This window comes from Pseudomonas sp. IT-P258 (assembly GCF_949767825.1).
Lineage (GTDB): Bacteria > Pseudomonadota > Gammaproteobacteria > Pseudomonadales > Pseudomonadaceae > Aquipseudomonas > Aquipseudomonas monachiensis.
In genome coordinates this window covers 11726-35799 of the sequence record NZ_CATKPU010000027.1, presented here as the reverse complement: position 1 = coordinate 35799, position 24074 = coordinate 11726, and the positions used below count along the sequence as shown (strand labels likewise).

Annotated in this window: 20 protein-coding genes and 1 tRNA gene; 12 read left to right on the top strand and 9 right to left on the bottom strand. The window is 60.6% G+C overall.

Annotation, left to right across the window (positions count from 1 at the left end):
- Positions 1-25: 25 nt before the first annotated feature.
- The 3 genes from ACM6G4_RS12075 to ACM6G4_RS12065 all read right to left on the bottom strand — a co-directional run bounded on the left by ACM6G4_RS12075 (position 26) and on the right by ACM6G4_RS12065 (position 3112).
- A complete protein-coding gene (locus tag ACM6G4_RS12075) occupies positions 26-1234 on the bottom strand; it encodes a DSD1 family PLP-dependent enzyme (RefSeq protein WP_414913764.1) in 1209 nt (402 codons plus the stop codon).
- Positions 1235-1308: 74 nt separating this feature from the next.
- A complete protein-coding gene (locus ACM6G4_RS12070) occupies positions 1309-2703 on the bottom strand; it encodes a D-arabinono-1,4-lactone oxidase (protein WP_414913762.1) in 1395 nt (464 codons plus the stop codon).
- A gap of 22 nt (positions 2704-2725) precedes the next feature.
- Positions 2726-3112 (bottom strand): c-type cytochrome, encoded by a 387-nt coding sequence (locus ACM6G4_RS12065; protein WP_414913761.1) that lies wholly within the window; start codon positions 3110-3112, stop codon positions 2726-2728.
- 265 nt (positions 3113-3377) lie between these two features.
- Here ACM6G4_RS12065 and ACM6G4_RS12060 point away from each other — a divergent pair, with 265 nt between their 5' ends.
- Together ACM6G4_RS12060 and ACM6G4_RS12055 are read left to right on the top strand one after the other, a co-directional pair.
- Positions 3378-5003: an NADP-dependent glyceraldehyde-3-phosphate dehydrogenase gene (locus tag ACM6G4_RS12060; protein ID WP_409078986.1), complete on the top strand. Its 1626-nt coding sequence runs from the start codon at positions 3378-3380 to the stop codon at positions 5001-5003.
- A gap of 44 nt (positions 5004-5047) precedes the next feature.
- Positions 5048-6088 carry an FUSC family protein gene (locus ACM6G4_RS12055; RefSeq protein ID WP_414913760.1) on the top strand — a complete coding sequence of 347 codons (1041 nt, stop codon included), beginning with the start codon at positions 5048-5050 and terminating at the stop codon, positions 6086-6088.
- A gap of 15 nt (positions 6089-6103) precedes the next feature.
- Here the strand turns inward: ACM6G4_RS12055 and ACM6G4_RS12050 are convergent, their stop codons facing one another.
- A complete protein-coding gene (locus tag ACM6G4_RS12050) occupies positions 6104-6997 on the bottom strand; it encodes a DMT family transporter (RefSeq protein ID WP_056724342.1) in 894 nt (297 codons plus the stop codon).
- Between the two features lie 136 nt (positions 6998-7133).
- Here ACM6G4_RS12050 and ACM6G4_RS12045 point away from each other — a divergent pair, with 136 nt between their 5' ends.
- Positions 7134-7571 carry an Lrp/AsnC family transcriptional regulator gene (locus ACM6G4_RS12045; RefSeq protein WP_414913759.1) on the top strand — a complete coding sequence of 146 codons (438 nt, stop codon included), beginning with the start codon at positions 7134-7136 and terminating at the stop codon, positions 7569-7571.
- 56 nt (positions 7572-7627) lie between these two features.
- Complete coding sequence (locus ACM6G4_RS12040; protein WP_409078988.1) at positions 7628-7957, top strand: YceK/YidQ family lipoprotein; 330 nt, start codon at positions 7628-7630, stop codon at positions 7955-7957.
- 60 nt (positions 7958-8017) lie between these two features.
- Here ACM6G4_RS12040 and ACM6G4_RS12035 read toward each other — a convergent pair whose 3' ends face one another.
- Entirely contained in the window at positions 8018-8689 is a 672-nt protein-coding gene (locus ACM6G4_RS12035; protein ID WP_056724337.1) for a Bax inhibitor-1/YccA family protein, read from the bottom strand.
- 123 nt (positions 8690-8812) lie between these two features.
- On the opposite strand from ACM6G4_RS12035, the gene ACM6G4_RS12030 reads away from it, so the two are divergent.
- Positions 8813-8900, top strand: a tRNA-Ser gene (locus tag ACM6G4_RS12030).
- Positions 8901-9475: 575 nt separating this feature from the next.
- Positions 9476-12796 carry an Ig-like domain-containing protein gene (locus ACM6G4_RS12025; RefSeq protein ID WP_414913763.1) on the top strand — a complete coding sequence of 1107 codons (3321 nt, stop codon included), beginning with the start codon at positions 9476-9478 and terminating at the stop codon, positions 12794-12796.
- A gap of 96 nt (positions 12797-12892) precedes the next feature.
- On the opposite strand, the gene ACM6G4_RS12020 is transcribed toward ACM6G4_RS12025, so the two are convergent.
- The 3 genes from ACM6G4_RS12020 to nirB form a co-directional block, all read right to left on the bottom strand.
- Positions 12893-13333, bottom strand: a complete 441-nt coding sequence (locus ACM6G4_RS12020) for a CBS domain-containing protein (protein ID WP_223542804.1) — start codon at positions 13331-13333, stop codon at positions 12893-12895.
- Between the two features lie 77 nt (positions 13334-13410).
- Positions 13411-13797 carry a nitrite reductase small subunit NirD gene (gene nirD, locus ACM6G4_RS12015; protein ID WP_056725130.1) on the bottom strand — a complete coding sequence of 129 codons (387 nt, stop codon included), beginning with the start codon at positions 13795-13797 and terminating at the stop codon, positions 13411-13413.
- Complete coding sequence (gene nirB, locus ACM6G4_RS12010; protein ID WP_056725132.1) at positions 13797-16358, bottom strand: nitrite reductase large subunit NirB; 2562 nt, start codon at positions 16356-16358, stop codon at positions 13797-13799. The genes nirD and nirB overlap by 1 nt, the downstream gene beginning before the upstream one ends.
- A 936-nt stretch (positions 16359-17294) precedes the next feature.
- On the opposite strand from nirB, the gene ACM6G4_RS12005 reads away from it, so the two are divergent.
- The 4 genes from ACM6G4_RS12005 (at position 17295) to ACM6G4_RS11990 (ending at position 21661) form a co-directional block, all read left to right on the top strand.
- Positions 17295-17855 (top strand): YSC84-related protein, encoded by a 561-nt coding sequence (locus ACM6G4_RS12005; protein WP_056725134.1) that lies wholly within the window; start codon positions 17295-17297, stop codon positions 17853-17855.
- 224 nt (positions 17856-18079) lie between these two features.
- Entirely contained in the window at positions 18080-19294 is a 1215-nt protein-coding gene (gene gltS / locus ACM6G4_RS12000) for a sodium/glutamate symporter (protein ID WP_409079006.1), read from the top strand.
- A gap of 167 nt (positions 19295-19461) precedes the next feature.
- Entirely contained in the window at positions 19462-19761 is a 300-nt protein-coding gene (locus ACM6G4_RS11995; RefSeq protein WP_082562971.1) for a hypothetical protein, read from the top strand.
- Positions 19762-19921: 160 nt separating this feature from the next.
- Entirely contained in the window at positions 19922-21661 is a 1740-nt protein-coding gene (locus ACM6G4_RS11990) for a dipeptidase (protein ID WP_223542808.1), read from the top strand.
- A gap of 145 nt (positions 21662-21806) precedes the next feature.
- On the opposite strand, the gene ACM6G4_RS11985 is transcribed toward ACM6G4_RS11990, so the two are convergent.
- Entirely contained in the window at positions 21807-22157 is a 351-nt protein-coding gene (locus ACM6G4_RS11985) for a DUF6124 family protein (protein ID WP_414913758.1), read from the bottom strand.
- Positions 22158-22719: 562 nt separating this feature from the next.
- Here ACM6G4_RS11985 and ACM6G4_RS11980 point away from each other — a divergent pair.
- Positions 22720-23211 (top strand): cupin domain-containing protein, encoded by a 492-nt coding sequence (locus ACM6G4_RS11980; RefSeq protein ID WP_414913757.1) that lies wholly within the window; start codon positions 22720-22722, stop codon positions 23209-23211.
- A 75-nt stretch (positions 23212-23286) separates the two neighbouring features.
- Positions 23287-24072: a carboxymuconolactone decarboxylase family protein gene (locus ACM6G4_RS11975; protein WP_414913756.1), complete on the top strand. Its 786-nt coding sequence runs from the start codon at positions 23287-23289 to the stop codon at positions 24070-24072.
- Positions 24073-24074: the final 2 nt, after the last annotated feature.

Below are 24074 nucleotides of genomic sequence, written 5' to 3'. Positions count from 1 at the left end.
CGTCGGAACAGTCACCTAACAAATTTCAGGAATACACCGGCCAAGTAGCCACAATCTTCCCACCCCGAACCGCCAGCAAATCCCCGAACTGCAATAACACCGACTCCGTCTGGGTCGGGCGCAAGAACACCTGGTCCTCCACCGTCAGCCCCACCGCCGCCGAACCATTGACCATTTCCTGGTTCGAACTACGGCCATACACACCATTGCTCTGCAACCCCGCGGGCGACACGAACTGCGCCATCCAGTTACCGCCATAGATGAAATACGTTTCGCGCTGATTGGTGTCCCACCAGGAAAACAGCCTGGACTTGTCATCCAGCGCCGGAATATTCACCGCCCCGGTGCTTTTCAACACGGGCGTGGCGATGTAGGCGGCCGGCACATGCTCGGCCAGTGACGGCAAATCATAGTGAGTGGGCTTGAGCATCGCCGTCCCCACCGACACTTCGCTGCTGAGCTGTTCGTGTTCATGCATGCGATAGCTCGGGCTGCCGGCCGTATTGAGGGTCAACCCTTCGCGCCACAAACCGGGGTATTGCCGACGGGTGAAATCGACGCAGCGGTGGTAAATCACCATCACCTTGGCGAACAGCTCCTCGGGCGAGCCCAGAATCCCCGGCACGCCCATGCCCACGAACGGGTCGTAGCCCATGAACCCGGCGAATTCCAGGTGCTGCGGGTGCTGGCTGATCAGCGTCAGCATCTGCCCGAGTACGCCAAGGTTGCTGACGCCACCGCGATGCAGCCCGACATCCAGTTCGATGTTGACCCGCATTCGCGTGCCCAGCCCTTGGGCCAGGGCGAGGTATTGCTGCAGGCGCTGCGGTGTATCGAGCAACCATTGCAATTGCGTCGAAGGGTCGAAAGGCCCCTTGTGCGACTGATAGAACAACTCGGCCGAACGCACGGGCAGCGGCTTGCCCAACAGAATGTCGGCCTCGGCAAACTGCACCGCGTCATGGTTGAGAAACGGCTGGTGAAACGACATCAGGCGTTGGGTGCCGGCGCGCCGGGCGATGTAGGCCAGGAGCCCCGGCGCCGGCAGTGATTTTTCCACCAGGCGCAGGTGCTTGCCGGCGCGCTTGACCGATTGCATCACCACATCGATGTTGTGATCCAGCCGATCAAGGTCGATCAGCATCACTGGTCGCATCGGCCCGTGGTCCTTGAGTTCGCGGTTCAGCGTACGGAAGTAATCGCTGTACGGCGCGCCTCGGTCACTCGGCCGCAGCCACGTCCCGACACCCACCAGCAAGGTGCCGACGCCTGCGCTGCCAAGCAAGAAATTGCGGCGATTGACGGCCATCAGCTCACCCCCAGAATGGAAGACAGATGCGCATTGAGAAATTTGCCGCCGGGGTCGAGTGCCTGCCGCACCTGGATGAATTCCTGCCAGCGCGGGTACAGCGGCTGCAGGTTTTTCGCGTTCAGCGTGTGCAACTTGCCCCAGTGCGGCCGGCCGTTGTACTTCCAGAAAATCGGCTCGATGGCGGCGAACAAGTTGTGATGATCCATCTGGTAATGCTGATGGACCGAGATCGAACAGCTGTCGCGGCCTTCGAACATGCTCAGTGGAATGTCGTCGGCCTTGACGTACCGGTACTCGATCGGAAACCAGGTGCGCAGGTCTTTGTCCTGGATCAGTTTGAGAATCTCGCGCAAACAGGCCGGGCCGTATTCGGCCGGCACGGAATATTCCATTTCATTGAAACGCACCGTGCGCACGTTGGCGTAGATATCGAACGAGTCCCCCACCCGGTCATCGAAACTGGCCAGGTGGCGCAGGTTGTTGAGCAGGGTGCGGCGCAGGTCCGGGAAGTCGCTGGCGTATTTGTCGATCTTCTCGATCAGCGTGACAAACTCGTTGCCGCCCTCCTCATCCGCCGGCACCGGCGGTGTGGCCGGGTCGGCGGTTTCGTTCAGGGCGATCGACAAGGCGTAATCGGAATGGGTCACCACGAGCATTTCCCAGTGCTGGTTTTCCCGGGTGTTCTTGTCCAGGTCCTCCAGCAGTTCTTCAGTCTTGGCGATCCATTGGCGCTCCCGCAAGCGGTACGCCGGGCGGTTTTGCAGGCGCACCCTGGTGGCCACGCCCAACGCCCCCAGGGACACCCGGGCTGCGCTGTACACTTCAGGATGGCGACTGGCGTCGCAGTCCAGCACCTCGCCACTGGCAGTCACCAACTGCATGCCGCAGACATGCGCCGAATAGGATTGAAAGTTTTTGCCGGTACCGTGGGTCGAGGTCGAGATCGCGCCCGCCAGGGTCTGGTAATCGATGTCAGCCATGTTTTGCAGGGCCTGGCCGATGTCCTTGAGCGGCGTGCCCATGCGTGACATCGGCGTGCCAGCGGCGAACTCGGCTTGCAGGGTTTGCGGGTCGTGATCGAGCAAACCGGTGAAATAGCTCAGCGACAGCAAGGTGCCGTCGGTGGGCACCAGCGCGCTGAAGGAATGCGCCGAGCCCACCGGCCGAATCCTGCCGGGGGCCTGGCGCACCACCTGCGTCAACTCATCCAGATTCTTGGGCGCCAGCCGCGCCGCCGGCAGGCAACTCTGGCCGCCCGACCAGTTGCGCCAGGGAATCAGGCGTGGCGCGCGCAACAGCTCGGCCAGTGCCGGCGTTGAGCCGAGCGCGGTAAAGGCGCCAATGACGCTCGCCCGTTGCAACAACTGACGCCGTGTCAGGTCCATCGTCATGAATTGCACCCTGCCGTTCTTGTTATTGGATTTGCTGGCCGGACATAAAGGCAATCAGCGCCAGGAACTGTTCTTGCGAACACTGCATGCACAGGCCCATCGGCGGCATGCCGTTGTAACCGTTGATCGCGTGATCTAGCAGCGTGTCGGCGCCCTGCAATACCCGTGGTTGCCAGGCCTTGATGTCACCGGTCAGCGGCGCCCCGGCCGCCGGATTGGCGTGGCACAGCTTGCAGCTGTTGTCGTAGACCTGCGCCAGCTCGGCGTCGGCGGGTCTCGCGGCGCCTGCTTCGCTGCGGGTCGGCGGGTTGTCCGGCGCTTCGCCGCACCCTGCCAGCAACGCCGCAAAGACACACCCCGCCAAGGCCAAACAAAGGCTAGGCTTTTCAGTTAATCGGCTTGCCCGCATGGCTGTCCTCTCATTGGCTACCCGGCCAGCCGGGTCCAGCTTTTTTTGTTGTGATCAAGGAGAGTCAACCTTAAGGCACCCCGCGCGGGCGCATTGAGGGCATTGGGGGCCAACAAGGGGCGCTTCTGAGGCCATGACGGAAAGCACCGACAAATCCCCAGACATCACGCCGTGCGGAAAAACGCTGAGATGAGTCATGACAAGCGTTGCTGAGGTCTGCTAAAACGATTCATCAGTGCATCAGCCAATCCTGAGGGGTAGCGACATGACCACAGCCAATATTCTCCAGAATCTGTTCCCAAGCCCCGCCGACATCCCGGAAAAGTACCGCCTTGACGGCCAGACCGAGCAGCGCGAGTACCTGGTCGATGGCCAACTCAGAACCTGGAACGGGCCGCTGGCCCAAGTCCGCAGCCCGGTGTACCTGGCAGGCCCGAATGGCGACGAGCAAGTGATCCTCGGCAGCACGCCGTTGCTCGATGCCGAGACCGCATTGACCGCCCTGGACGCCGCCGTCCGCGCCTACGACCGCGGCCAGGGATTGTGGCCGACCATGCGCGTGGCCGAGCGCATCCAGCACGTCGAAACCTTCCTGGGGCGCATGCGCGAGCAGCGCGACGCCGTGGTCAAGTTGCTGATGTGGGAAATCGGCAAGAACCTCAAGGACTCGGAAAAGGAGTTCGACCGTACCTGCGACTACATCGTCGACACCATCAACGCGCTGAAGGAACTCGACCGCCGCTCCAGCCGTTTCGAACTGGAACAGGACACCCTCGGCCAGATCCGTCGCGTGCCGATGGGCGTGGCCCTGTGCATGGGGCCTTACAACTATCCGTTGAACGAAACCTTCACCACGCTGATCCCGGCGCTGATCATGGGCAACACCGTGGTGTTCAAGCCGGCCAAGCTCGGCGTGCTGCTGATTCGCCCGCTGCTGGAGGCCTTCCGCGACAGCTTCCCGACCGGGGTGATCAACGTCATCTACGGCAGCGGCCGCGAGACGGTCAGTGCGCTGATGGCCAGCGGCAAAATCGACATCTTTGCCTTCATTGGCACCAACAAGGCCGCCAGTGACCTGAAAAAACTCCATCCGAGACCCCACCGCTTGCGCGCGGCGCTGGGCCTGGATGCGAAAAACCCGGGCATCGTCCTGCCGGAAGTGGATCTGGACAATGCGGTCAGTGAAGCGCTGACCGGTTCACTATCGTTCAATGGCCAACGCTGCACCGCCCTGAAAATCCTGTTTGTCCATGAAGACGTGGTCGAGTCCTTCATCGACAAATTCAATGCCAGGCTCGCCAACCTCAAACCCGGCATGCCCTGGGAAAGTGGCGTAGCCCTGACACCCCTGCCGGAATCGGGCAAGGTCGACTATCTGCACGCACTGGTGGCGGACGCCGAGAGCAAAGGCGCCAGGGTGGTCAACCCCAACGGCGGCGAGGCTCGTGCTTCGTTCTTCTACCCGGCGGTGCTGTACCCGGTCACGCCGCAGATGCGGGTGTATCAGGAAGAACAGTTCGGCCCCGTCGTCCCCATCGTGCCGTACCGTCATCTGGATACCGTGATCGACTACGTGCTGGAGTCGGATTTCGGCCAGCAATTGAGCATCTTCGGCACCAATCCGGTGGCGGTCGGCCGGCTGGTGGACACCTTCGCCAATCAGGTCGGGCGCATCAACCTCAATGCCCAGTGCCAGCGCGGCCCGGACACCTATCCTTTCAATGGTCGCAAGAACTCGGCCGAAGGCACCTTGTCGGTCCATGACGCGCTGCGGGTGTTTTCGATCCGTACCCTGGTGGCCACCAAGTTCCAGGAAACCAACAAGGACCTGATCAGCGAGATTATCAGCGGCCGCAGTTCGAGCTTCCTGACCACCGACTACATCTTCTGAGGAGAGCCGGCCTGAGTACATCCAGAGCCCATCGACTGCCACCCTTGCTGCGCCGACTGCTGCGTCCGTTGCTGGACCCGTACCGGCGCTACCGCCATGCCCGGGTGATCCATGCGGTGCGCGTATCGCTGGGGTTGCTGGCGACGATCCTGCTGACCACCGGGATCAACCTGCCCCACGGTGAGTGGGCCTCGGTGACGATGCTGGTGGTGATCGGCGGCTTGCAGCACCACGGCAACATCGGCAAGAAAGCCGCCGAGCGCGCCATCGGCACCTTGATCGGCGCCGGTGTCGGCCTGGCGCTGGTGGCTCAGCAGGCTTGGCTCGGGATGCCCTGGCTGACTTATTTCGCGATGTCGGTGGTCTGCGGGTTTTTCTCGTATCACGCCATCGGCAAGGGTGGCTACACCGCACTGCTGTCGGCGATTACCGTGTTCATCGTCGCGGGGCACGGCGACAACCCGGTCACCGACGGCTTGTGGCGCGGGGTGGACATCCTGATCGGCATTGCCCTGGCCCTGGCGTTTTCCTTCGCCCTGCCGCTGTACGCGGTGTATTCCTGGCGCTACAACCTGGCCGATGCGCTGCGTGATTGCGCGAAAGTCTACGGGCGCATCATCGACGGCCAGGCCATCACCGCCGACGAACACCTCAAGCTCATGACTCGCCTGAACGCGGCGATGGTGCAACTTCGCTCACTGATGCCCTCGGTGTCCAAGGAAGTGAAGATCTCCATGACCGACCTCGATGCTCTCCAGCGCAACCTGCGCATGTGCGTCAGCACCCTGGAGATCCTCGGCAATACCCGACCGGATACCAATGACCCCGAGGCGATGTTGCTGATGCAAACGGCCTTGAAAGCCGAACATCGGCAGATTCGCGTGCAATTGATCGGCATGGCCCGGGCGTTGAAATCAGGCGCCGCCCAGCGGCTCAATCGCCCCGTGGATGTCCCTCTCGTCAGCCTCGATGCACCGGTCTATAACACGCTGGACGGGTACCGCTTGCTGACTCAACAACTGGCCGCCAACGTCGGCGAGATGCGCCAGCGCCTGGCCAAGAGCGCCCCGCGCTGGAACATCTGACGCCTGGGGCGCGGGTTACGGCGTCACCGTGCGCCGAAACTTCAGCGACCAGCCTTGTTGCATGCCGGCAGCGGCCAGCAAAATCGCCGCGACGCCGATCCATTGCAGCGGCTCCAGGCGATGACCGAAGGCAAACCAGTCGACGAAAATCGCCGCGATCGGGTAGATGAAGGACAACGCACCCGTCAGCGCGGTCGGCAGTTTTTGAATCGCGCCGTACAGCAACACGTACATCACACCGGTGTGCACCATGCCCAGCGTCACCAGGCTGGCCCACGCGCTCGGTGCCTGCGGCAATACCGAAAGATTCGCGAATGGCGCGAGCAACAGCACGCCGGTGCTGACCTGGATCAGCGCGATCAAATGCGGCGGCGTACCCGTCAAACGCTTGATGATCAACGCGGCAATCGCATAGAGAAACGCCGCGCCCAACGCCAGGGCAATGCCCATCAGGTAGTCGCTGCCGCTCTCGCCCTGGCTGCCATGGGCGCTGACAATCGCCAGCATCCCGAGAAACGAAACGCCCAGCCAGGTCAGTTTCTGCGCGGTGATCTTTTCGTTGAGAAACAAAGCCGCCAGCCCGACCAGCATGAACGGCTGGACGTTATAGACGGCGGTGCCGATGGCAATTGATGCCCGGGAGTAGGACGCGAACAACAGCACCCAGTTGCCGACAATCGCCACACCGCTGAGCACCGCCAGCAGGAACGTGGTGCGGGTCAGAATGCCGGGGCGCAGAAAGCCGAAAGCTGCGCAAATCAGCAGCAAGGTGCCGGCACCGAACAGGCAGCGCCAGAACACCACGTCCAGCACCGGTTGCCCGGACACCAGCACGAACCAGCCGATGGTACCGGAGATCAGCATGGCGGCCGTCATTTCGAACGAACCGCGGCGTAGGGTTTTGTCCATCATCAGACTCCTCTGTTTGTGGCCAAAGTATGCCAATGCACCCAGGGACTACTCCAGAGCAAAAAGCAGGCTAAACTCGGAATCTGCCTTTTTTATAAAGGCCATTTTGAAAAAATGCCTAACAGAGGATTTTGCCATGACCGATGACATCGACCAGGTGCTGATCACGGCACTGATGGAAGACTCGCGACGCTCGCTCAAGGCCTTGGCGCAAATCAGCGGCCTGTCCTCCCCCAGCGTCGCCGAGCGTCTGCGCCGCCTGGAAGAGCGCGGCGTGCTCAGGGGCTACACCGTTGAAATCGACCCGAAATGCTTTGGCTATCAACTCCAGGCCATCGTGCGTATTCGCCCGTTACCGGGGCAACTGCAGGAAGTGGAACGGCAAATCATGGCCATTCCCGAATTCACCGAGTGCGACAAGGTCACCGGCGACGACTGTTTCATTGCGCGCCTGCATGTGCGCTCGATGGAGCAACTGGACACCCTGCTCGACCGTCTCAACACCCACGCTGAAACCAATACGGCAATCGTCAAGAAAACCCCGGTCAAGCGCCGTTTGCCGCCCATGGCGTGAGTGATATTTGTTTCAGACTGAAATAGATTGATGCTTTCCGGCGAAGGATTGACGGCATGAAAACTCAGGCAATGCTATTGGTGGCAATGGTGCTAGCGGGTTGCGGCACGATTCAGACGGTTGTGCGCAGTGACGAAGCGGCCGCAAAAAGCCTCAAGGACCACAAGAGTTATTGCGGCGCGGTGCCACGAATCTACAGCGGCGTGACCTACGACTTCTGCTACCTGAACGCGGCCCTCGAAGACGGTCGGGATGCGCAGGTACATGATCCCGCCCCCGCTATAGTACTGCTCGACGTGGTCGTGTCCGGGGCGATGGACACACTGCTGCTGCCCTACACCATCTACCGCCAGCAAGCCGATGGCAGCATTGTCATTGCAGAGTAATACTGAATTTCTGGTAATAAAAAACCCGCCTGGGCGGGTTTTTTACTCAGTGCCGACTGATCAGTCATCGCGGCCCATGATGCCGAACAGCTGCAACAGGCTGACGAACAGGTTGTAGATCGATACATACAGGCTGATGGTGGCCATGATGTAGTTACGCTCGCCGCCATGAATGATGGCGCTGGTCTGGAACAGAATGCAGACCGAGGAGAACAGCACGAAACCTGCGCTGATCGCCAGTTGCAGGCCGCTGATCTGGAAGAACAGGCTCGCCAGCGTCGCACCCAGCAGCACGAAGAAGCCTGCCGTGATGAAACCGCCGAGGAAGCTCATGTCCTTGCGGGTGATCAGCACATAGGCCGACAGGCCGCCGAACACCAGCGCCGTCATCGCGAACGCCGAGCTGACCACTTCAGCGCCGCCCTGCATTCCCAGGTAACGGTTGAGGATCGGGCCCAGCAGGAAACCCATGAAACCGGTCAGGGCAAATGCCGACACCAGGCCCCAGGCCGAATCACGGAGTTTGTTGGTGAGGAAGAAAAGACCGTAGAAGCCGATCAGCACCACGAAAATGTTCGGGTAGCCAACATGCATCTGCTGGGCAACGTAGGCTGTCACACCGCTGAATGCCAGGGTCAGGGCGAGCAAGCCGTATGTGTTGCGCAGGACGCGGCTAACCTCTAGCTGCTCAGCCTGCACGCTGTTATTAACTGCGTAATCCTGTTCGCGCATGGCGACACTCCTGTTGGTTTGAAACGTTCAGTCGCAAAGATCATAACAGACGCTCTGTAACAAGCTATGCAGAGAGTTTGACAGTGTGTTTCATTCAGGTATTATGGCGCCCGCAACGCAAACGGAGGTGTGGCCGAGTGGTTTAAGGCAACGGTCTTGAAAACCGTCGACTGTAACAGGTCCATGAGTTCGAATCCCATCGCCTCCGCCATCTTTATACGACAAAGCCCTGATTATTCAGGGCTTTGTCGTTTTCGGGGTTTGGCTTTCCCGGCCGTCACTCCCCCTGATCGTTTCCGCATTTTTTCGACCAATTGCTTGCGCCCCGCCCTGAAATCTTCGACCCGACTATTACCGGGTCGTACTGCCGATCTGCAACACGCGTGCCTGCACGCAATCCAGTGTGTTGCATCGACCGGTTGAATCCATATCGCCTCAGATCAGCAGCCCCTGACAAAAAAGCGGTCGGTGAAACCGGGCCGTTACTCTCTCCATCAATGGGACACTACACCCACCCAGCCAGGCGCTTGCCACCAAACCTGAGGAATATCCCCCACTCCCCCCTTCTCTGGCTTGAACCACTCAGAAACAGCCTGTTAATCGGATTGAATTTTTTCTTCGCCCCAGGCTAGTGGCTCATTAGTTGCACACCCTTCTGGTACCCGCAACAGCTGTCGTCCCGGCTATTGAGACGACGGGGCATCACGCGAGGGGTGAACAATGAAAAGCACGACACCACCACGCAGCTCCATCGCCTTGCTGCGCAGGTCAAGCCTGCCCTGTGCGATGTTCCTGGCCATGACCACCGTCAACGCCGTCCCGCTGGATGATTTCGGCCCGCCACCACCGACGGACCCCTCGGCGTTTACCAATCCCCCGGCCGACCCCAAGGCGGCGCTGGAAGCCATAGAGGCCATGCCACCCGCCAACACGGGCGCCTTCGCCCTGCCCAATGGCGTTTTTGGTACCCGCACCACGCCAACGGTCGACAACGTGCTGCCGCCAAACCTGCAGACATCCTTCAAAATCCCCACCAATGGCAAGCCCAGCCCATTGTTCGGGGCCCAGCCGTACACTCAGCAACTGCTGCTGTTCGAAGAGTTCGGCACGGAAAAACTCGACCCGACACTGCCGCCACCCGCCCTGACCTTCCCGGTGCCGATCGTCGGCCCGGCGCCCACCCAGGACCCGAACAACATCGCCCGCAGTGGTCCTTCGGCCGCGGCGCTGGAAGCCTTCATGCGCCAGCCGGGGCTGTATCCGTTTCCGTCGCAGTTTTCCAACGTGCTGGACCGCAACCCCTGGAAAGCGCAGATCGAAGCCTTCCTCAACCGCCATCCGGTCGGCTCGCCTGCCGAAGGTCGTCCGCCAGGAAAAGGCTGGTCGCACCAGCGCTGGAACGAGTTTTACCCGCAGGTCGCCTTCAAGACCGCTCAAGCGGGCGCCAAGCTCAACGGCGGCATGCGCGACCGTCGGCAGTTGCACAACTACGCCGTCGGTGAGTTCGGGCCTGGCGGGCTCTACAACCAGACCTCGGACAATCCGATCATCGTGGGCACCACCAAAGGCATCGACACCCGCTTTCACCCCAACATGCCGATTCAGAACCACAAGGCGCTCTGGACCTTCGACGGCACCTTCCCGCCAAAACTGCTGATGGTGCGGTACGGCCAAGCGGTGCTGATGCGTCACTACAACGCCCTGCCGATCGATCCGTCGGCCAACATGGGTTTCGGCCTGCACACCCTCACCACCCACGAACACAACGGCCACTCCCCGGCCGAAAGCGACGGTTTTACCAATGCGTTTTTCTTTCCGGGGCAGTACTACGACTATCGCTGGCCGATACAACTGGCCGGTTACGACACCATCAACACCAGCGCCCAGGATCCGCGCGCGGCTTTCCCCTGCGCCCCGGGCGAAACCCTGTATGTCAACGATGCCACGCCGGGTCTCAAGACCTGCAACAACGGCAGCATCAAGATCCGTGGCGACTGGCGCGAAACCATGAGTAGCCACTGGTTCCACGACCACATGCTCGATTTCACCGCGCAGAACGTCTACAAGGGCAACGCGACGATGATGAACTACTACAGCGCCCTGGATCGTGGCAACGAAGCGCTGCAAGACGGCGTCAACCTGCGCCTGCCCAGCGGCTCGGCATTGCCCTGGGGCAACCGCGACTATGACGTCAACCTGACGGTGGCCGACAAGGCCTGGGATCAGAACGGCCAACTGTGGTTCAACCCGTTCAACACCGATGGCTTTCTCGGCGACCAGATCCTGGTCAACTGGCAGTACCAGCCGCGCCTGAACGTGCGGGCGCGCAGCTATCGTTTCCGCATTCTCAATGGCTCGGTGTCACGTTTCTTCAGGATCGCTCTGGTGCGTGAAATCATCGGCACCGGTGGCGAATTCCCCGGCCCGACAGGTTCCGGCCTGTCTTACACCCGCGTGCCGTTCCACATGATCGCCAACGACGGCAACCTAATGGAACACGCCGTGCCATTCGACGGCAGCATGGACCTGGACGCCGACGGCGACCTGCAGGACCACAACGCCATCCTGCCCTCCATGGGCATCGCCGAGCGTTACGACATCATCGTCAACTTCGCGAAAAACGGGATCAGCACCGGCGACAAGTTGTACTTCGTCAACCTGATGGAACACCACGACGGCAAGGGTCCGGAAAGTCTGCCGCTGAGCCTGGCCGATGTCCTGTCCGGCAAGTACAAGGCGGTGCTCAAGCTGGGTAGTAACGGCTTGCAATGGGAGAACGGCGACCCGGCGGTGGGCAAGTTCCTGCAGATGGTGGTCCAGCCTTATGCCGGCCAGGACGTGAGCATGAACCCTGCCGACTTCGAACCCGCCAAACCGGGCAAGCCGGTGGGTAAAACCATGCTGCCGCCGCCCCTCAACCGTGACGACCCGGCGGTGCAGGCCAAGCTCAACGCGGCGCGGCATCGCGAGTTCATCTTCGGTCGCTCCGACGGTACCGACGTAGAACCCTGGACCATCAAGACCGACGGCGGCCTGGGCTTCCAGATGGACCCTCGAATCATCAGTGCCGCTCCGCAACTGGCCACCGGCCCGACCCCTGCCGGGTTCTCCGGCGACGGCACCCTGGAGGTATGGAAAATCAGGAACGGCGGCAACGGCTGGAGCCACCCGGTGCACGTGCACTTCGAAGAAGGCATTGTCCTCAACCGTGATGGCAAGGCCCCACCGGAATGGGAAAAATGGGCACGCAAGGACGTCTATCGCATCGGCGAAGGCATCGACAGCTCGGTGGACGTGGACATTGCGATCCGCTTCCGCGAGTTCGCCGGGACTTACCTGGAGCACTGCCACAATACCCAGCACGAGGACACCTCCATGCTGCTGCGCTGGGATGTCGAGCACCCCGGCCAGTTCCAGTTGATGCCAACGCCCCTGCCCGGCTGGGACGGCGTCACCTACGTCAATTCCGCTGCGCTGCCGACCTTCCGCACTGGCGATAGACGTCAAGAGGACGGTGATAACCAAAAACCGATTGCCAACCCCGACAGCGCCATCAGTAACACCGGTCAACCGGTGATCATCAACGTGCTGGCCAACGACACCGACCCTGACGGTAACGTGCCGCTCAAAGTGGTGGGTCTGGAGCAACCGGACTCCGGCAAGGGCGTGGTCAACACCGATGGCCTGCGCGTGACCTACACACCACCAGCCACCGTCCCCGCGCCGTTCACCGCGACCTTTTCCTATAGGGCCAGCGATGCCAGGAACGCGGAGTCGGCACCGGCGACTGTGTCCGTGGCGGTCTCGGCAGCGATCAACGAGAGCCTGATCGTCACCAGCGCCACCGTCACCGCCCGCAGCAACAGCCGCTGGTATTGGGTCCTGTCCGGCACCACCTCCCGAGGCACGGGCAATACCATCACGGCGACGGCCACGACCACCACCGGTACGGTGAACCTTGGCGCCGCCGTCCTGACGCTGACACCGACAGGCGCGCGCTGGAACATAGCGGTGACCACTGCCGGCAGTGGTCCGTCGCCTAACCCGACGGCGACCATCAAGTCGGCCTTCGGCAAAACCGTGACGGTGCCGATAAAGGCGAACTGAGCACAACAGGCATTAGCGATGCGGGCCTCCTTGAGGCCCTCTTGCTACACCGGCCTGGATTTTAAAGCGTGCAGACCCAACCTGCCCCCGGTCGCTTTAATGTCCGCGGATGTAGTGTTCCAGTTGCCGGATCAGTTCGGTCTGCTCGACGATGGCTTCCTTGACCAGATCACCAATCGACAACAGGCCGATCAACTGGTCGCCCTGCACCACCGGCAGATGGCGCAGATGACTGTCGGTCATCACCGCCATGCAACGCTCAATGCTCTGCTGACTGTCTGCTGTCACGACGGGTGCGCTCATGATGGCCCGGACCGGCGTACCGACCGAAGAGCGCCCCTGTAGAACGACCTTGCGCGCATAGTCGCGTTCGCTGATCACGCCGACCACCTGCCCCTCCTCCATGACGGGCAGGGCACCGACATTTTTTTCCGCCATCATCTTCAATGCTTCAAGCACCGTCTGGTCTGGCGCGATGCTATGCACCCGCCGGTTCTGCACGGCCTTGAGTTTCAGCAGTTGTGCGGCTGTTTTCATACGAGCCTCCGATACTGTTTGTCATTGATCATCGACTCCGCCGGAACCTGGCACAGCCCCCGGCAAAATCCATCTGGTCAGGCCACCGCGACCTCAACCAGGCCTGCGTTCAGGCGCACCGGCCAGACCCGCAGGCGCTGCTGCGGGTACTCCAGGCAACTGCCGTCCTCAAGACGGAAATGCTGTTTGTAGAGTGGCGAGGCAATCACCAGGTCGCCCTTGATGCTGCCGATCAACCCGCGCCCGATGACATTTGCCCCGGATTGCGGGTCATGATTATCGACGGCATAAAGGGTCTTGCCCTCGGCAGCCGGCAGGTAGAACAGCGCCACTTGTGCACCGTCGAGCCAGACCACGACGCCGGAGTTACTCACCAGATCTTCCTGGCTGCACACCGCTTGCCAGGCATCGGGGTTGACCAGGGACGAACTGGAATAGGCTCGCTGGGTATCGGACTGGCTCATCAGGCAATCTCCTCGATGACAGGGATAAGGTGGAGTTCAGAGGCCATGATCGGCCGGCGCTGACCGCGTTCCTGGACAAAATGGATGTCCGGGTCCGGGCGTTGATCGTTGACGAAGGTGCGAAAACGCTTGAGTTTTTCCGGGTCTTTGAGGGCATTGGCCCATTCGCATTCGTAGCGGTTGACCACCAGTTGCATCTGCGATTCGAGCTCCGCGCCAAGCCCCAGGCTGTCGTTGATGATCACGTCCTTGAGGTAATCCAGGCCGCCCTCCAGGCTCTCGCGCCAGACCGAGGTGCGCTGCAATTTGTCGGCGGTGCGGATGTAGAACATCAGGAAGCGGTCGATGTAACGGATCAGGGTGGCGTCATCGAGGTCGGTGGCGAACAACTCGGCGTGGCGCGGGCGCATGCCGCCGTTACCGGCCACGTAGAGGTTCCAGCCTTTCTCGGTAGCAATCACGCCCACGTCCTTGCTCTGCGCCTCGGCGCACTCACGGGTGCAACCGGAGACCGCGAACTTGAGCTTGTGCGGCGAACGCAGCCCCTTGTAGCGATCCTCGAGGGTCAGGGCCATTTTCACGCTGTCCTGCACGCCATAGCGGCACCAGGTACTTCCGACGCAAGACTTCACCGTGCGGGTCGATTTGCCGTAGGCGTGCCCGGTTTCGAAACCGGCCTCGATCAACTCGGACCAGATGTCCGGCAACTGATGCAACTGTGCGCCGAACAGGTCGATGCGCTGCCCGCCGGTGATTTTGGTGTAGAGGTCGTATTTCTTCGCCACCACGCCAATCGCGATCAGCTTGTCCGCCGTGATCTCGCCCCCGGCGATGCGTGGCACCACCGAGTAGGTGCCGTTTTTCTGCATGTTGGCCATGAAGGTGTCGTTGGTGTCCTGCAACGGCACCAGCGACGTGTCCATGATCGGCTGGTTCCAGCACGAGGCGAGGATCGAGCCCACCGCCGGTTTGCAGACGTCGCAACCGGTGTGGCCACGGCCATGTTTGGCCAACAGTTCATCGAAGGTGATCACGCCCTCTACCCGTACCAGCGCATAAAGCTCCTGGCGGGTGTAGGCGAAGTGTTCGCACAGGCTCTTGTCGACACTGACGCCACGGGCAATCAACTCATGCTCGAACACTTGCTTGAGCAACCCGGCGCATCCGCCGCAGCCGGTACAGGCCTTGGTCTGCGACTTGAGCTGGCCGAGGTCGGTGCAACCGCCGTCGATGGCCGAACAGATGGAGCCCTTGGTGACGTTATGACAGGAACACACCGTGGCCGACTCCGGCAGAGCACCCGGTCCCAGGGTCGGCGCGCCTTCGGAGGACGGCAGAATCAGGCTGGCGGGTTCTGCTGGCAAGGCGATGCCGTTCTGCATGTATTGCAGCAAGGTGTCGTAATAGCTGTTGTCACCGACCAGCACTGCACCCAGGACGTGTTTGCCACTGGCATCCACCACCAGGCGGCGATAGCTGGCGCTGGTTTCGTCGATGAATTGATAGCTGCGTGCGCCCGGGGTGTTGCCGTGGGCGTCGCCGATGGAGCCGACATCCACCCCCAGCAGCTTGAGCTTGGTCGACATGTCGGCACCGGTGAACGGCTCGGCGACTTCGTTGCACAGACGGGCCGCGACGCTGCGCGCCATCTGGTAGCCCGGCGCGACCAGGCCGAACAGGCTGCCGTTCCATGAGGCGCACTCACCGATGGCGTAGATGTTCGGGTCGCAACTGAGGCACGTGTCGTCGATCACCACGCCCCCGCGCGGACCGATCTGCAGTGCGCATTGACGGGCCAGCGCGTCTTGAGCGCGGATACCGGCGGAAAACACGATCAGGTCGGTTTCGAGGCATTCGTCATTGGCGAAATTCATGCGATAGCGGTACTGCTCGCCCGCGCTGATCGATTGAGTGGCGCGGGACAGGTGTACACCGACGCCCAGTCGTTCGATCTGCGCCTTGAGCGCCTGGCCACCGAGGTCATCGAGCTGTACCGGCATCAAGCGCGGCGCGAATTCCACCACGTGGGCTTCAAGCCCCAGGCTCTTCAACGCGTTCGCGGCTTCCAGCCCCAGCAAGCCACCGCCGACCACCACACCGCGCCGGGCATTGGCCGCCGCAGCCCGAATGGCATCGAGGTCTTCCAGGGTGCGATAGACCAGGCGCGATTCACCTTCGGCGCCTTCGATGGGCGGAACAAACGGATAAGAACCGGTGGCCAGGACCAATTTGTCATACGTGACGCCACCTTGCGCGGTGACCACCTGGCGACGGACGCGGTCGATCTCCAATACCGGCACACCCAGATGCAGCGTAACGCCGGGCGTCTGGTAGAGAGACACATCGGACAGCGCCAGCGACTCGGCATCACGACCTGCGAAGTACTCGGAAAGATGCACACGGTCATAGGCGCGCATCGGCTCTTCACTGAAGACGTGCAGCCGGTAATGCTCAAGCGCTCCCCGCTCGATCAACTGTTCGACACAATGATGTCCGACCATGCCATTACCGATCACGACCAGCGTTTGCATCTTGTTCAACGTGGCAACATTGGAATTCATAGAAAGCACCCAGCCCGAGCCAATCACGGTTTTAAAAGCAAAAAAAAACGCCTGAAACCTTTCGGTTCCAGGCGTCTTTGCCTGTTCTTTGGCGGTGTTGAAACCAGACGTCTATGCCTGATCCACCGATGTTGCCCACGACCTGTTCGGCCAATCGATCGTCGTTGACCGAGGGGGCTGTCCACACGAATGCTCTCCAGGTGGACCTGATGACAGCCTTGCAGCCTTTGTGCCAGCCTGCGACAGAGTGACTTCAACTATCTGGAAACACTGGTTTTTGAGCCTGGGGGATTGTCACGACGCTGGAGCGGGCGCGGGCGAAAGCGCTTTGCGGCGCTTCCGACTGGTGCAAGTTGTTGTGCATGGCGCTTTATAAAAGTGCATGGACAGTTCGATTCCTCAGCTCGTTGGAGCGAAAGCCTGTTTCTGGCAGCGATCAGCTTTTCCTGTCGGCTCTGTCACGTCGCCGTCACATCCACCCATCACAATGGGATCAGCCAAAAGGATTTGGCCCATCTACAAAGAGCTTGGCCCACACCGGGCTTTTTCACTTGCTACGACATGCTTTTCACGAAACGATCACAAGATGGAGCGCAGATTGGAAGCACAAAAGGATTTGACCCCAAACAGAAGGCCCGCCATTGCGCGGGCCTTTTGCTGCCTGCATTGAGCGCGGGACGAAGCGATTTCAACCCTTCGCAAGGTGAAACTGGCGGCAAGAAGCAGAACTGACAGCGAACCCGGCCATTACCCAGTGGTCATAACAGCTGATGGCAGCGCAAACGATCAGTGGCCCAGAGTCCACTTCATTCAGGAGCGCAGCCTGCAATTCACACATTTCAGGGTGCGCCGGATAACCTCAGTGGGTTCGGTTCCTGCGTGACGCGGGCACTTGCCGCTGCTCTCATCCCCCTGCTCCCTCAGCGGAGTACGCAAATGACTCAATCAATACGGTTTTTCCTCTCGTTCTTCCTCGCGATTGCAACATTGGCATCGGCCGCATTACTGAACAATGCCGCAGCGGCCACCGCCGAGGATCTGAATGCCGACGCTCGACAGGCGTTGCAAACGCTCTACAAGAGCCATCCATTCTCCGAAACCATCTCGCACCAGGCCAAGGCGGTGCTGGTTTTCCCGAACATCATCAAGGCCGGTCTCGTGTTCGGCGGCAGCTATGGCGAAGGCGTACTGATGAAAGGCTCGAAAGTCGAGAACTACTACAACTCCGTCAGCGGTTCATGGGGGCTGCAGGCCGGCGCCCAGTCGTACGGCTATGCGGTTTTCCTGATGACCGATAAAGCCGTGGACTATGTTGCCAAAACCAAAGGCTGGGAAATCGGTGTGGGGCCAACGGTAGTCGTGGTGGATGAAGGGGTTGCGAAGAACCTGTCCAGCTCGACGCTGAAGGACGACGCCTACGCGTTCATCTTCGACCAGCAAGGATTAATGGCGGGCGTCAGTATCGAGGGAACGAAGATCTCACTGATCAAGCGCTGAAGTTCCCGTCTGACTGGCCATCGGGAGCGTGATGGCGGCCTGTGCCAAACCGGATGGGTTTTTCCGTTTAGGCTAGGCTGTCCTCACCCCTGGCGCACAGACGCACCTGATGATTGGGAAGCTATCTGGACGAGCAAGGCTGTTTCGACCATTCATTGATACAGGTCTAAACATTGAACGAGCGAATCCTGATAATGATTTTCCAGTTTTTTGGTAGGCCTTAAATGACTTCACAGCTCTTCCAGATTCACGGCCTCGTGAGTTTTACCCTCGCCATCCTCCTGCTTTTCCTCGGCAAGACCCTCGTCCAGCACAACGCCTTTCTGCGTCAATACTGCATCCCGGAGTCGGTAGTTGGCGGTTTCGTCTGTGCGGCGGTGACGTCCTTGCTGTACTTCGGCCTGAATATCCAGATCGAATTCGATCTGCAAGTTCGCGACACCCTGCTGCTCTATTTCTTTGCCGGCATAGGCTTGAAATCGGACATGCGCCAACTGCTCAAGGGTGGGCGCCCGCTGCTGATCCTGCTGTTGCTCGCCGCCGTGTTCATTCTGCTGCAGAACTCCCTGGGCATGGGTGTGGCCGAGGCGTTTGGGCTTGATCCCAAGGCGGGCTTGATGGTGGGCTCCATTTCCCTCACGGGTGGGGTGGGCACCACCCTGGCCTGGGCACCGCTTTTTGTCGAAAAACTGGGCATCAGCAACGCCCACGAATTGGGCATCGCCAGTAACACCGTGGGCCTGATTGCCGCTTGCGTCATCGGTGGCCCAATCGCCAACCAGTTGATTCGCCGTTATCAACTGACGCCGTCCAGGGATGCGGAGCTGGAAGTCGGCATTCTCGAGCAACAACCGGGCAAGGCGCTGGACTACTACGACGTGCTCTGGGCGTGGATGTGGCTCAACCTGACCCTGATGCTCGGCTATGGACTCAACCTGCTGCTGGTCGATGCCGGCATCACCCTGCCCAAGTTTGTCAGCTGCCTGTTCGCGGGCATCGTCATTCACCACCTCGTTCTGGCCTTTGTCGGTGACCAGCGACTGAAAACCTGGAGCGGTGCCAGCCTGGGCCTGTCGCTGATCTCCGATATCTGCCTGGGCATGTTCTTGACCATGGCCCTGATGGGGCTTCAGCTCTGGCAGCTCAGCGGCGCGTTGATGTTCATTCTGTGCGCGTTGACCCTGCAGATCCTGCTGACGGTCGCCTATACGTATTTTGTGGTTTTCCGCTTTATGGGGCGCAATTACGAAGCCAGCGTGATCGCTTCAGGATTCGGCGGGATTGCCCTCGGTTCCACGGCGACGGCCATCGTCAACATGTCGACCGTGACGCAAAAGTACGGTGCGGCGCACCAGGCCTTCCTGATCGTGCCGCTGGTGTGCGGCTTTTTCATTGACCTGGTTAATGCCGTGATCATCAGCATGTTCAGTGGCCTGTAGCGACCTCGGCCCGGCTCTCGGACGGCCAGACACGCTGTACGAAGGAAAGCGGACGAAAGGAGCAGCAGGATCGATGCCGCAAGGATAGGCTCAGAGAAAGAGTGTGCCCCGGCCCTGATCCGGCCAGGTACGGTCTCAAATGCGCCTCTTGCTGCAGGGGAACCGGGATGACGGGACACACTGCGCGACAATGCTCGTCATGGCTCCTGCTATCCCTGCTCGCCGTCGATCTGGCGCTGATCGCCGGCTGCTCAGGCAAAGCCAGCACGGCTCGCTATTCAGCCTCCAGCGTCGGCTCGGCCTGCTATGCAAAAGCCCTCCCCACTGTCGGCGAAGGCGGCCTCGCCTGGGGCGACACCCTGGACATGGCTCGGCAGAAATCCCTGAGTAATTGCATACGTTATGCCGGCCGATCCGGTGGCACGCCAAGTACCTGCAAAGTGGTGATGGCAGAATGTAAGCATTGATAGAGCGGTTTTTCATTTCTGCGCCGCTTTTGCATTTCTGTGCGACAGATCCCACTTCAGGGGCTCCCGTTTCACACGCTCGTGGTGTTAGTTTTGAAAAGTTTCTGATCGACTGATCAGATATTTCTTACAAACCGCCTGCAAAGGAATGCCCCCAGCAATGGATTTTTCCCTCAAGCACCTGGCTGCGACCACCCTCATGCTCGCCAGCCTTTCGTCGTTCACCACCGCTGCCCACGCCAATATCACCCCGCAACAGAGCGCGATCATCCTCAAGACCTTCAGTGATGCATCGGTCAAGGATTTCAGGCAGTTCCTGGCAAGCCTGGCCAACAGCGATATCGCCAGGACCGACAACCTCGGCCCAGCCATCCGTGCCTTCCTCGACAACAAGACGCTTAGCGCTGAACAGCAAAACGAAATCCATCGTTTGCTTGGCCTCTATGCCCGGGTGAAATACGGTAGCGCGGCCACCGAAACCCTGAAGGAGCTGGTGGCCATTCCGACCGTGCGCGTGGAAGGTGTCGACCAGCACGACAATCCCGAATTCATCAAGATTGCCGAGAAGATCAAGGGCCTGGCCCAGGCGTTCAACCTGAACTTTCGCAACATCGACAACCGCGTCTACGAGATCTCCCTCGAAGGCAGCGGCGATGAAGTCGTGGGCATCCACGCCCATGCCGATGTGGTGCCGGTAACGCCGGAAAACTGGGTACTGCAGGACGGCACCCGCCTCGATCCGTTCAAGGTCACCCTGATCGGCGATCGCATGTATGGCCGCGGCACCGAGGATGACAAGAACGGCATCGTGGTGGCGCTCTACGCCATGAAGATCATCAAGGAAGAGAAGCTGCCGCTGGCCCGCAACTTCAAGCTGCTGGTGGACACCACCGAAGAGACCACGGGCGACGCCATCCCCTACTACTTCGAACGCAACCCGACGCCCAACTACAACCTGGCGCTGGATGGCGGCTACCCGGTGGTGATCGCCGAGAAAGGCTACGGCACGGTCATGGCCAGCTTCGCCAAGCGCACCGCACAAGGCAAGGGCGCAGAAATCACCTCGATGACCGGTGGCATGGCCACCAACCAGATACCGTCGACTTCGGTCGCGACCCTGGTGACCGACAAGCCCGCCGAACTGGCCGCCAGCCTGCAAAAGGCCGGCACCGAATATGCCAAGCGCAACGGCGGCAATTTCGAGGTCGCCGCCAAGGTCGACGGCAAGGACGTCAAGCTGACGGTCACCGGCGTGTCCGCCCACTCCTCCGAGCCCGAGTCCGGCGTCAACCCGGTGGCCAGGATGCTCGACTTCATCAATGGCCTCGACGGCAAGGTCGCGCTCAAGCACAACCAGATCACCGACGCCGCCCGCTACGCCGCCGACAACTGGGGGCTGGACTACCTGGGTGGCAAGTTGGGGGTCGGTTTTGCCGATGAGTTCATGGGCCCGCTGACCACCTCCCTGACCTATGTCGGGATGGACGACAAAGCCTTCAAGCTCGCGGTCAACCTGCGCGTGCCGAAGGGCAAGTCGCCGGACGTGCTCAAGTCCGAAATCGCCGCAAAGCTGGACGCCTGGAGCAAGAAGACCAGCATCGCACCAGCCTTCGACCTGTCGATTGCCGAACCGATGTACCGCAACCCCGAGGGCGAATGGGTCAAGGCCCTGCTCGCGGTGGCCAGCGAAAACCTCGGCATGGAACACAAGTTCGGCACCTCCGCCGGCGCCACGTCCGTGCATGAACTGCCCAACGGCGTGCAATTCGGCCTGGCCATGCCGGACGTGAAGTACACCGGTCACAACGACAACGAGTTCAAGACCACCGAGCAGTTCCTGCTGGACTTGCAGATCGTGACCGAAATGATGGGCCGCATCGGGCAATTGCCGAAACTTTGATGCCCCTTCGGACCCGCCCTTCTGGCGGGTCTACTTCCAGAACTGCAGTAAAACCCCGGAAGATCGCAGCCTGCGGCAGCTCCTACGCATTAAGCGATCCCCGTAGGAGCTGCCGCAGGCTGCGATCTCTTGATCTTTTTTACCTTCAACCAGGCGGATCAATCTGATCCAGCACCCGGTTCGCCGTGATCTGCGCCAGCATCACGCTGTTGGAAATGCCCAGCAGCGCATTGCGCTCCCCTCCCTCCAGGTGATCCACCAACTGATGGACCATCACATCAACCGACGCGAGGGTTTCGACCAGATAGACCATCAAGGTTTCGGGACTCGCCTGCGGGTCCACGGTAAACAAGGTGCCGGGGGTGCGCGGTGTGGCTTTGATATCGGCAATCGAGGGGATGTGACAATCGAGGGCGGCTTCGTTGAGCCTGGTTAAGTCGGGTTCTTGTAGGGAGACCGGATCGGCGTCCGGTGGGTTTGGCGTTACCTTGAACATATTTCTGTCTCCAAAAAATGGAGCCATCACCGACTTGCGACTAAACAAGGGGGTGGCAGCTGTACGCAGGTTAGTCGACCGGGGAGACACGAAACCGGCGCGCCCGAAGGCGCCCTGCGCACAGCTACCATGAAGTGCAGGCATGAAATAACCTGACTGTCTGGATGCAAATACGCTTCGTGAAACCACCAGGCGACTAAACCCGATCACTGATGGGCAGTGACACGAATCAAGTTACCGATGGCCCCCGAGGCGCACAAGCCGGCGAATTCTGGCGTAACCGTAGGCAACGGCGCAAGGTCTTGTAGCTTGCATGAAGCAACCTTAAACACCTTTAAACAAACACTCTCCGGCGATGTTGGGTGCCATGGCGCACTTGCCCGGATTGATGAACAAACCTCATGAACCCTTGCCGATTTACCCGTCTAGTGCTCATCCGTAAGCTCGCTTACTGTTTCCCCAGCGGTCCTGCACCCAACCGATATCACTGACGTTCAGCCTGACCATCAAATGCGGAAATTTGGGGTGAAACCACGCCTCCCTTCGTGTAGGAGCAACATTGATGAATCCCCTGATCGCCCCGCTGGTGGCCTTATCCCTCATGGCCGGGGAAACCAGCGCCCAGGCCTCCAACGAGATCCGGGTCACCCATGCAGGCTCTCAGCCCTCAATCAAGGGCGCAGCAGAAAACTTCACCGGTACGGTACGGGTTGATGGCCTGTTCAAGGGTGACTCCCCGGCCCGCATCGGCGGTGGCACGGTGACCTTCGAACCCGGCGCACGCACCGCCTGGCACACCCATCCGCTGGGGCAAACGCTGATCGTCACCGCCGGCGTCGGTTATGTGCAGCAAGAGGGTGGCCCACGTCAGGAAATCCGTCCGGGTGACATCGTCTGGATCCCGCCGCAAACACGTCACTGGCATGGTGCGACGGCCTCCAACGGAATGACTCACATCGCCATCGCCGAAGCCGAGGACGGCAAGGCTGTCACCTGGGCGGAAAAAGTCTCGGATGCGCAGTACGAAGGTCAATCGCCCGCGCAGGGCATGTAGCTGTTTGTTGTAGATCAAACCTCACCCGAACACTGCCCGCAAGGCAGTGATGAGCAATGGATGGAGCCTTCCACGATGACCACTGACACACCGATCGCACATCGCAAGACCGGCCCCCTCCCCGCGTTGATAGCCCTGTGTCTGGGCCTAGGGTTGGTGTCGGGTGTTGCCACACAGAACGCCGAGGCATCGCAACTCATGAGCAGTACACAACCTGCGGCACAAACACTGTCGGCCCGGCAACAGGCCATTCCTCTGATCGCAGCATTCATGGCGACCAGTGACATGCCCAGGCTCAACGCTGCGTTGAACCAAGGCCTGGATGCCGGCCTGACGGTCAGCGAGACCAGGGAAATCCTGGTGCAGCTCTACGCCTATGTCGGCTTCCCCCGCAGTCTCAATGCATTGAATGAACTGATGACGGTGGTGCAAGCGCGCCAACAGCGCGGCATCCACGATGAGCCTGGACGTGAACCCAGCCGCGCCATTGCAACCGGTGAGGCGTTGCTCGCGGCAGGAACCGCCAATCAAACCCGTATTTCGGGTGGGCCGGTCAAGGGTCCGGTGTTCGATTTCGCCCCGGTCATCAACCAGTTTCTGCAAACCCATCTGTTCGGCGACATCTTCGAGCGCGACAACCTCGACTGGCAAAGCCGCGAGCTGGCGACCGTCGGCGCGCTGGCCGCAACGCCGGGGGTGGAGTCGCAGTTGCGCTCGCACATGCGGGCAAGCATGCGGGTTGGGTTGAGCGTGGAGCAATTGCGCCAGGTCATCGAGGTACTGGCCACACACGGCGATGAACAATCGGCCAAACGTGCAGGCACAGCCCTGACACAGGCACTTGCTGCCTCGGGAGGTTGAAC

Excerpts from the sequence above, each read along its gene's own strand:
- ACM6G4_RS12070 (WP_414913762.1), bottom strand. The coding sequence starts at position 2,703 with ATGACGATGGACCTGACACGGCGTCAGTTGTTGCAACGGGCGAGCGTC.
- ACM6G4_RS12065 (WP_414913761.1), bottom strand. The coding sequence starts at position 3,112 with ATGCGGGCAAGCCGATTAACTGAAAAGCCTAGCCTTTGTTTGGCCTTG.
- ACM6G4_RS12060 (WP_409078986.1), top strand. The coding sequence starts at position 3,378 with ATGACCACAGCCAATATTCTCCAGAATCTGTTCCCAAGCCCCGCCGAC.
- ACM6G4_RS12050 (WP_056724342.1), bottom strand. The coding sequence starts at position 6,997 with ATGGACAAAACCCTACGCCGCGGTTCGTTCGAAATGACGGCCGCCATG.
- ACM6G4_RS12045 (WP_414913759.1), top strand. The coding sequence starts at position 7,134 with ATGACCGATGACATCGACCAGGTGCTGATCACGGCACTGATGGAAGAC.
- ACM6G4_RS12040 (WP_409078988.1), top strand. The coding sequence starts at position 7,628 with ATGAAAACTCAGGCAATGCTATTGGTGGCAATGGTGCTAGCGGGTTGC.
- ACM6G4_RS12035 (WP_056724337.1), bottom strand. The coding sequence starts at position 8,689 with ATGCGCGAACAGGATTACGCAGTTAATAACAGCGTGCAGGCTGAGCAG.
- ACM6G4_RS12025 (WP_414913763.1), top strand. The coding sequence starts at position 9,476 with ATGTTCCTGGCCATGACCACCGTCAACGCCGTCCCGCTGGATGATTTC.
- ACM6G4_RS12020 (WP_223542804.1), bottom strand. The coding sequence starts at position 13,333 with ATGAAAACAGCCGCACAACTGCTGAAACTCAAGGCCGTGCAGAACCGG.
- nirD (WP_056725130.1), bottom strand. The coding sequence starts at position 13,797 with ATGAGCCAGTCCGATACCCAGCGAGCCTATTCCAGTTCGTCCCTGGTC.
- nirB (WP_056725132.1), bottom strand. The coding sequence starts at position 16,358 with ATGAATTCCAATGTTGCCACGTTGAACAAGATGCAAACGCTGGTCGTG.
- ACM6G4_RS12005 (WP_056725134.1), top strand. The coding sequence starts at position 17,295 with ATGACTCAATCAATACGGTTTTTCCTCTCGTTCTTCCTCGCGATTGCA.
- gltS (WP_409079006.1), top strand. The coding sequence starts at position 18,080 with ATGACTTCACAGCTCTTCCAGATTCACGGCCTCGTGAGTTTTACCCTC.
- ACM6G4_RS11995 (WP_082562971.1), top strand. The coding sequence starts at position 19,462 with ATGACGGGACACACTGCGCGACAATGCTCGTCATGGCTCCTGCTATCC.
- ACM6G4_RS11990 (WP_223542808.1), top strand. The coding sequence starts at position 19,922 with ATGGATTTTTCCCTCAAGCACCTGGCTGCGACCACCCTCATGCTCGCC.
- ACM6G4_RS11985 (WP_414913758.1), bottom strand. The coding sequence starts at position 22,157 with ATGTTCAAGGTAACGCCAAACCCACCGGACGCCGATCCGGTCTCCCTA.
- ACM6G4_RS11980 (WP_414913757.1), top strand. The coding sequence starts at position 22,720 with ATGAATCCCCTGATCGCCCCGCTGGTGGCCTTATCCCTCATGGCCGGG.
- ACM6G4_RS11975 (WP_414913756.1), top strand. The coding sequence starts at position 23,287 with ATGACCACTGACACACCGATCGCACATCGCAAGACCGGCCCCCTCCCC.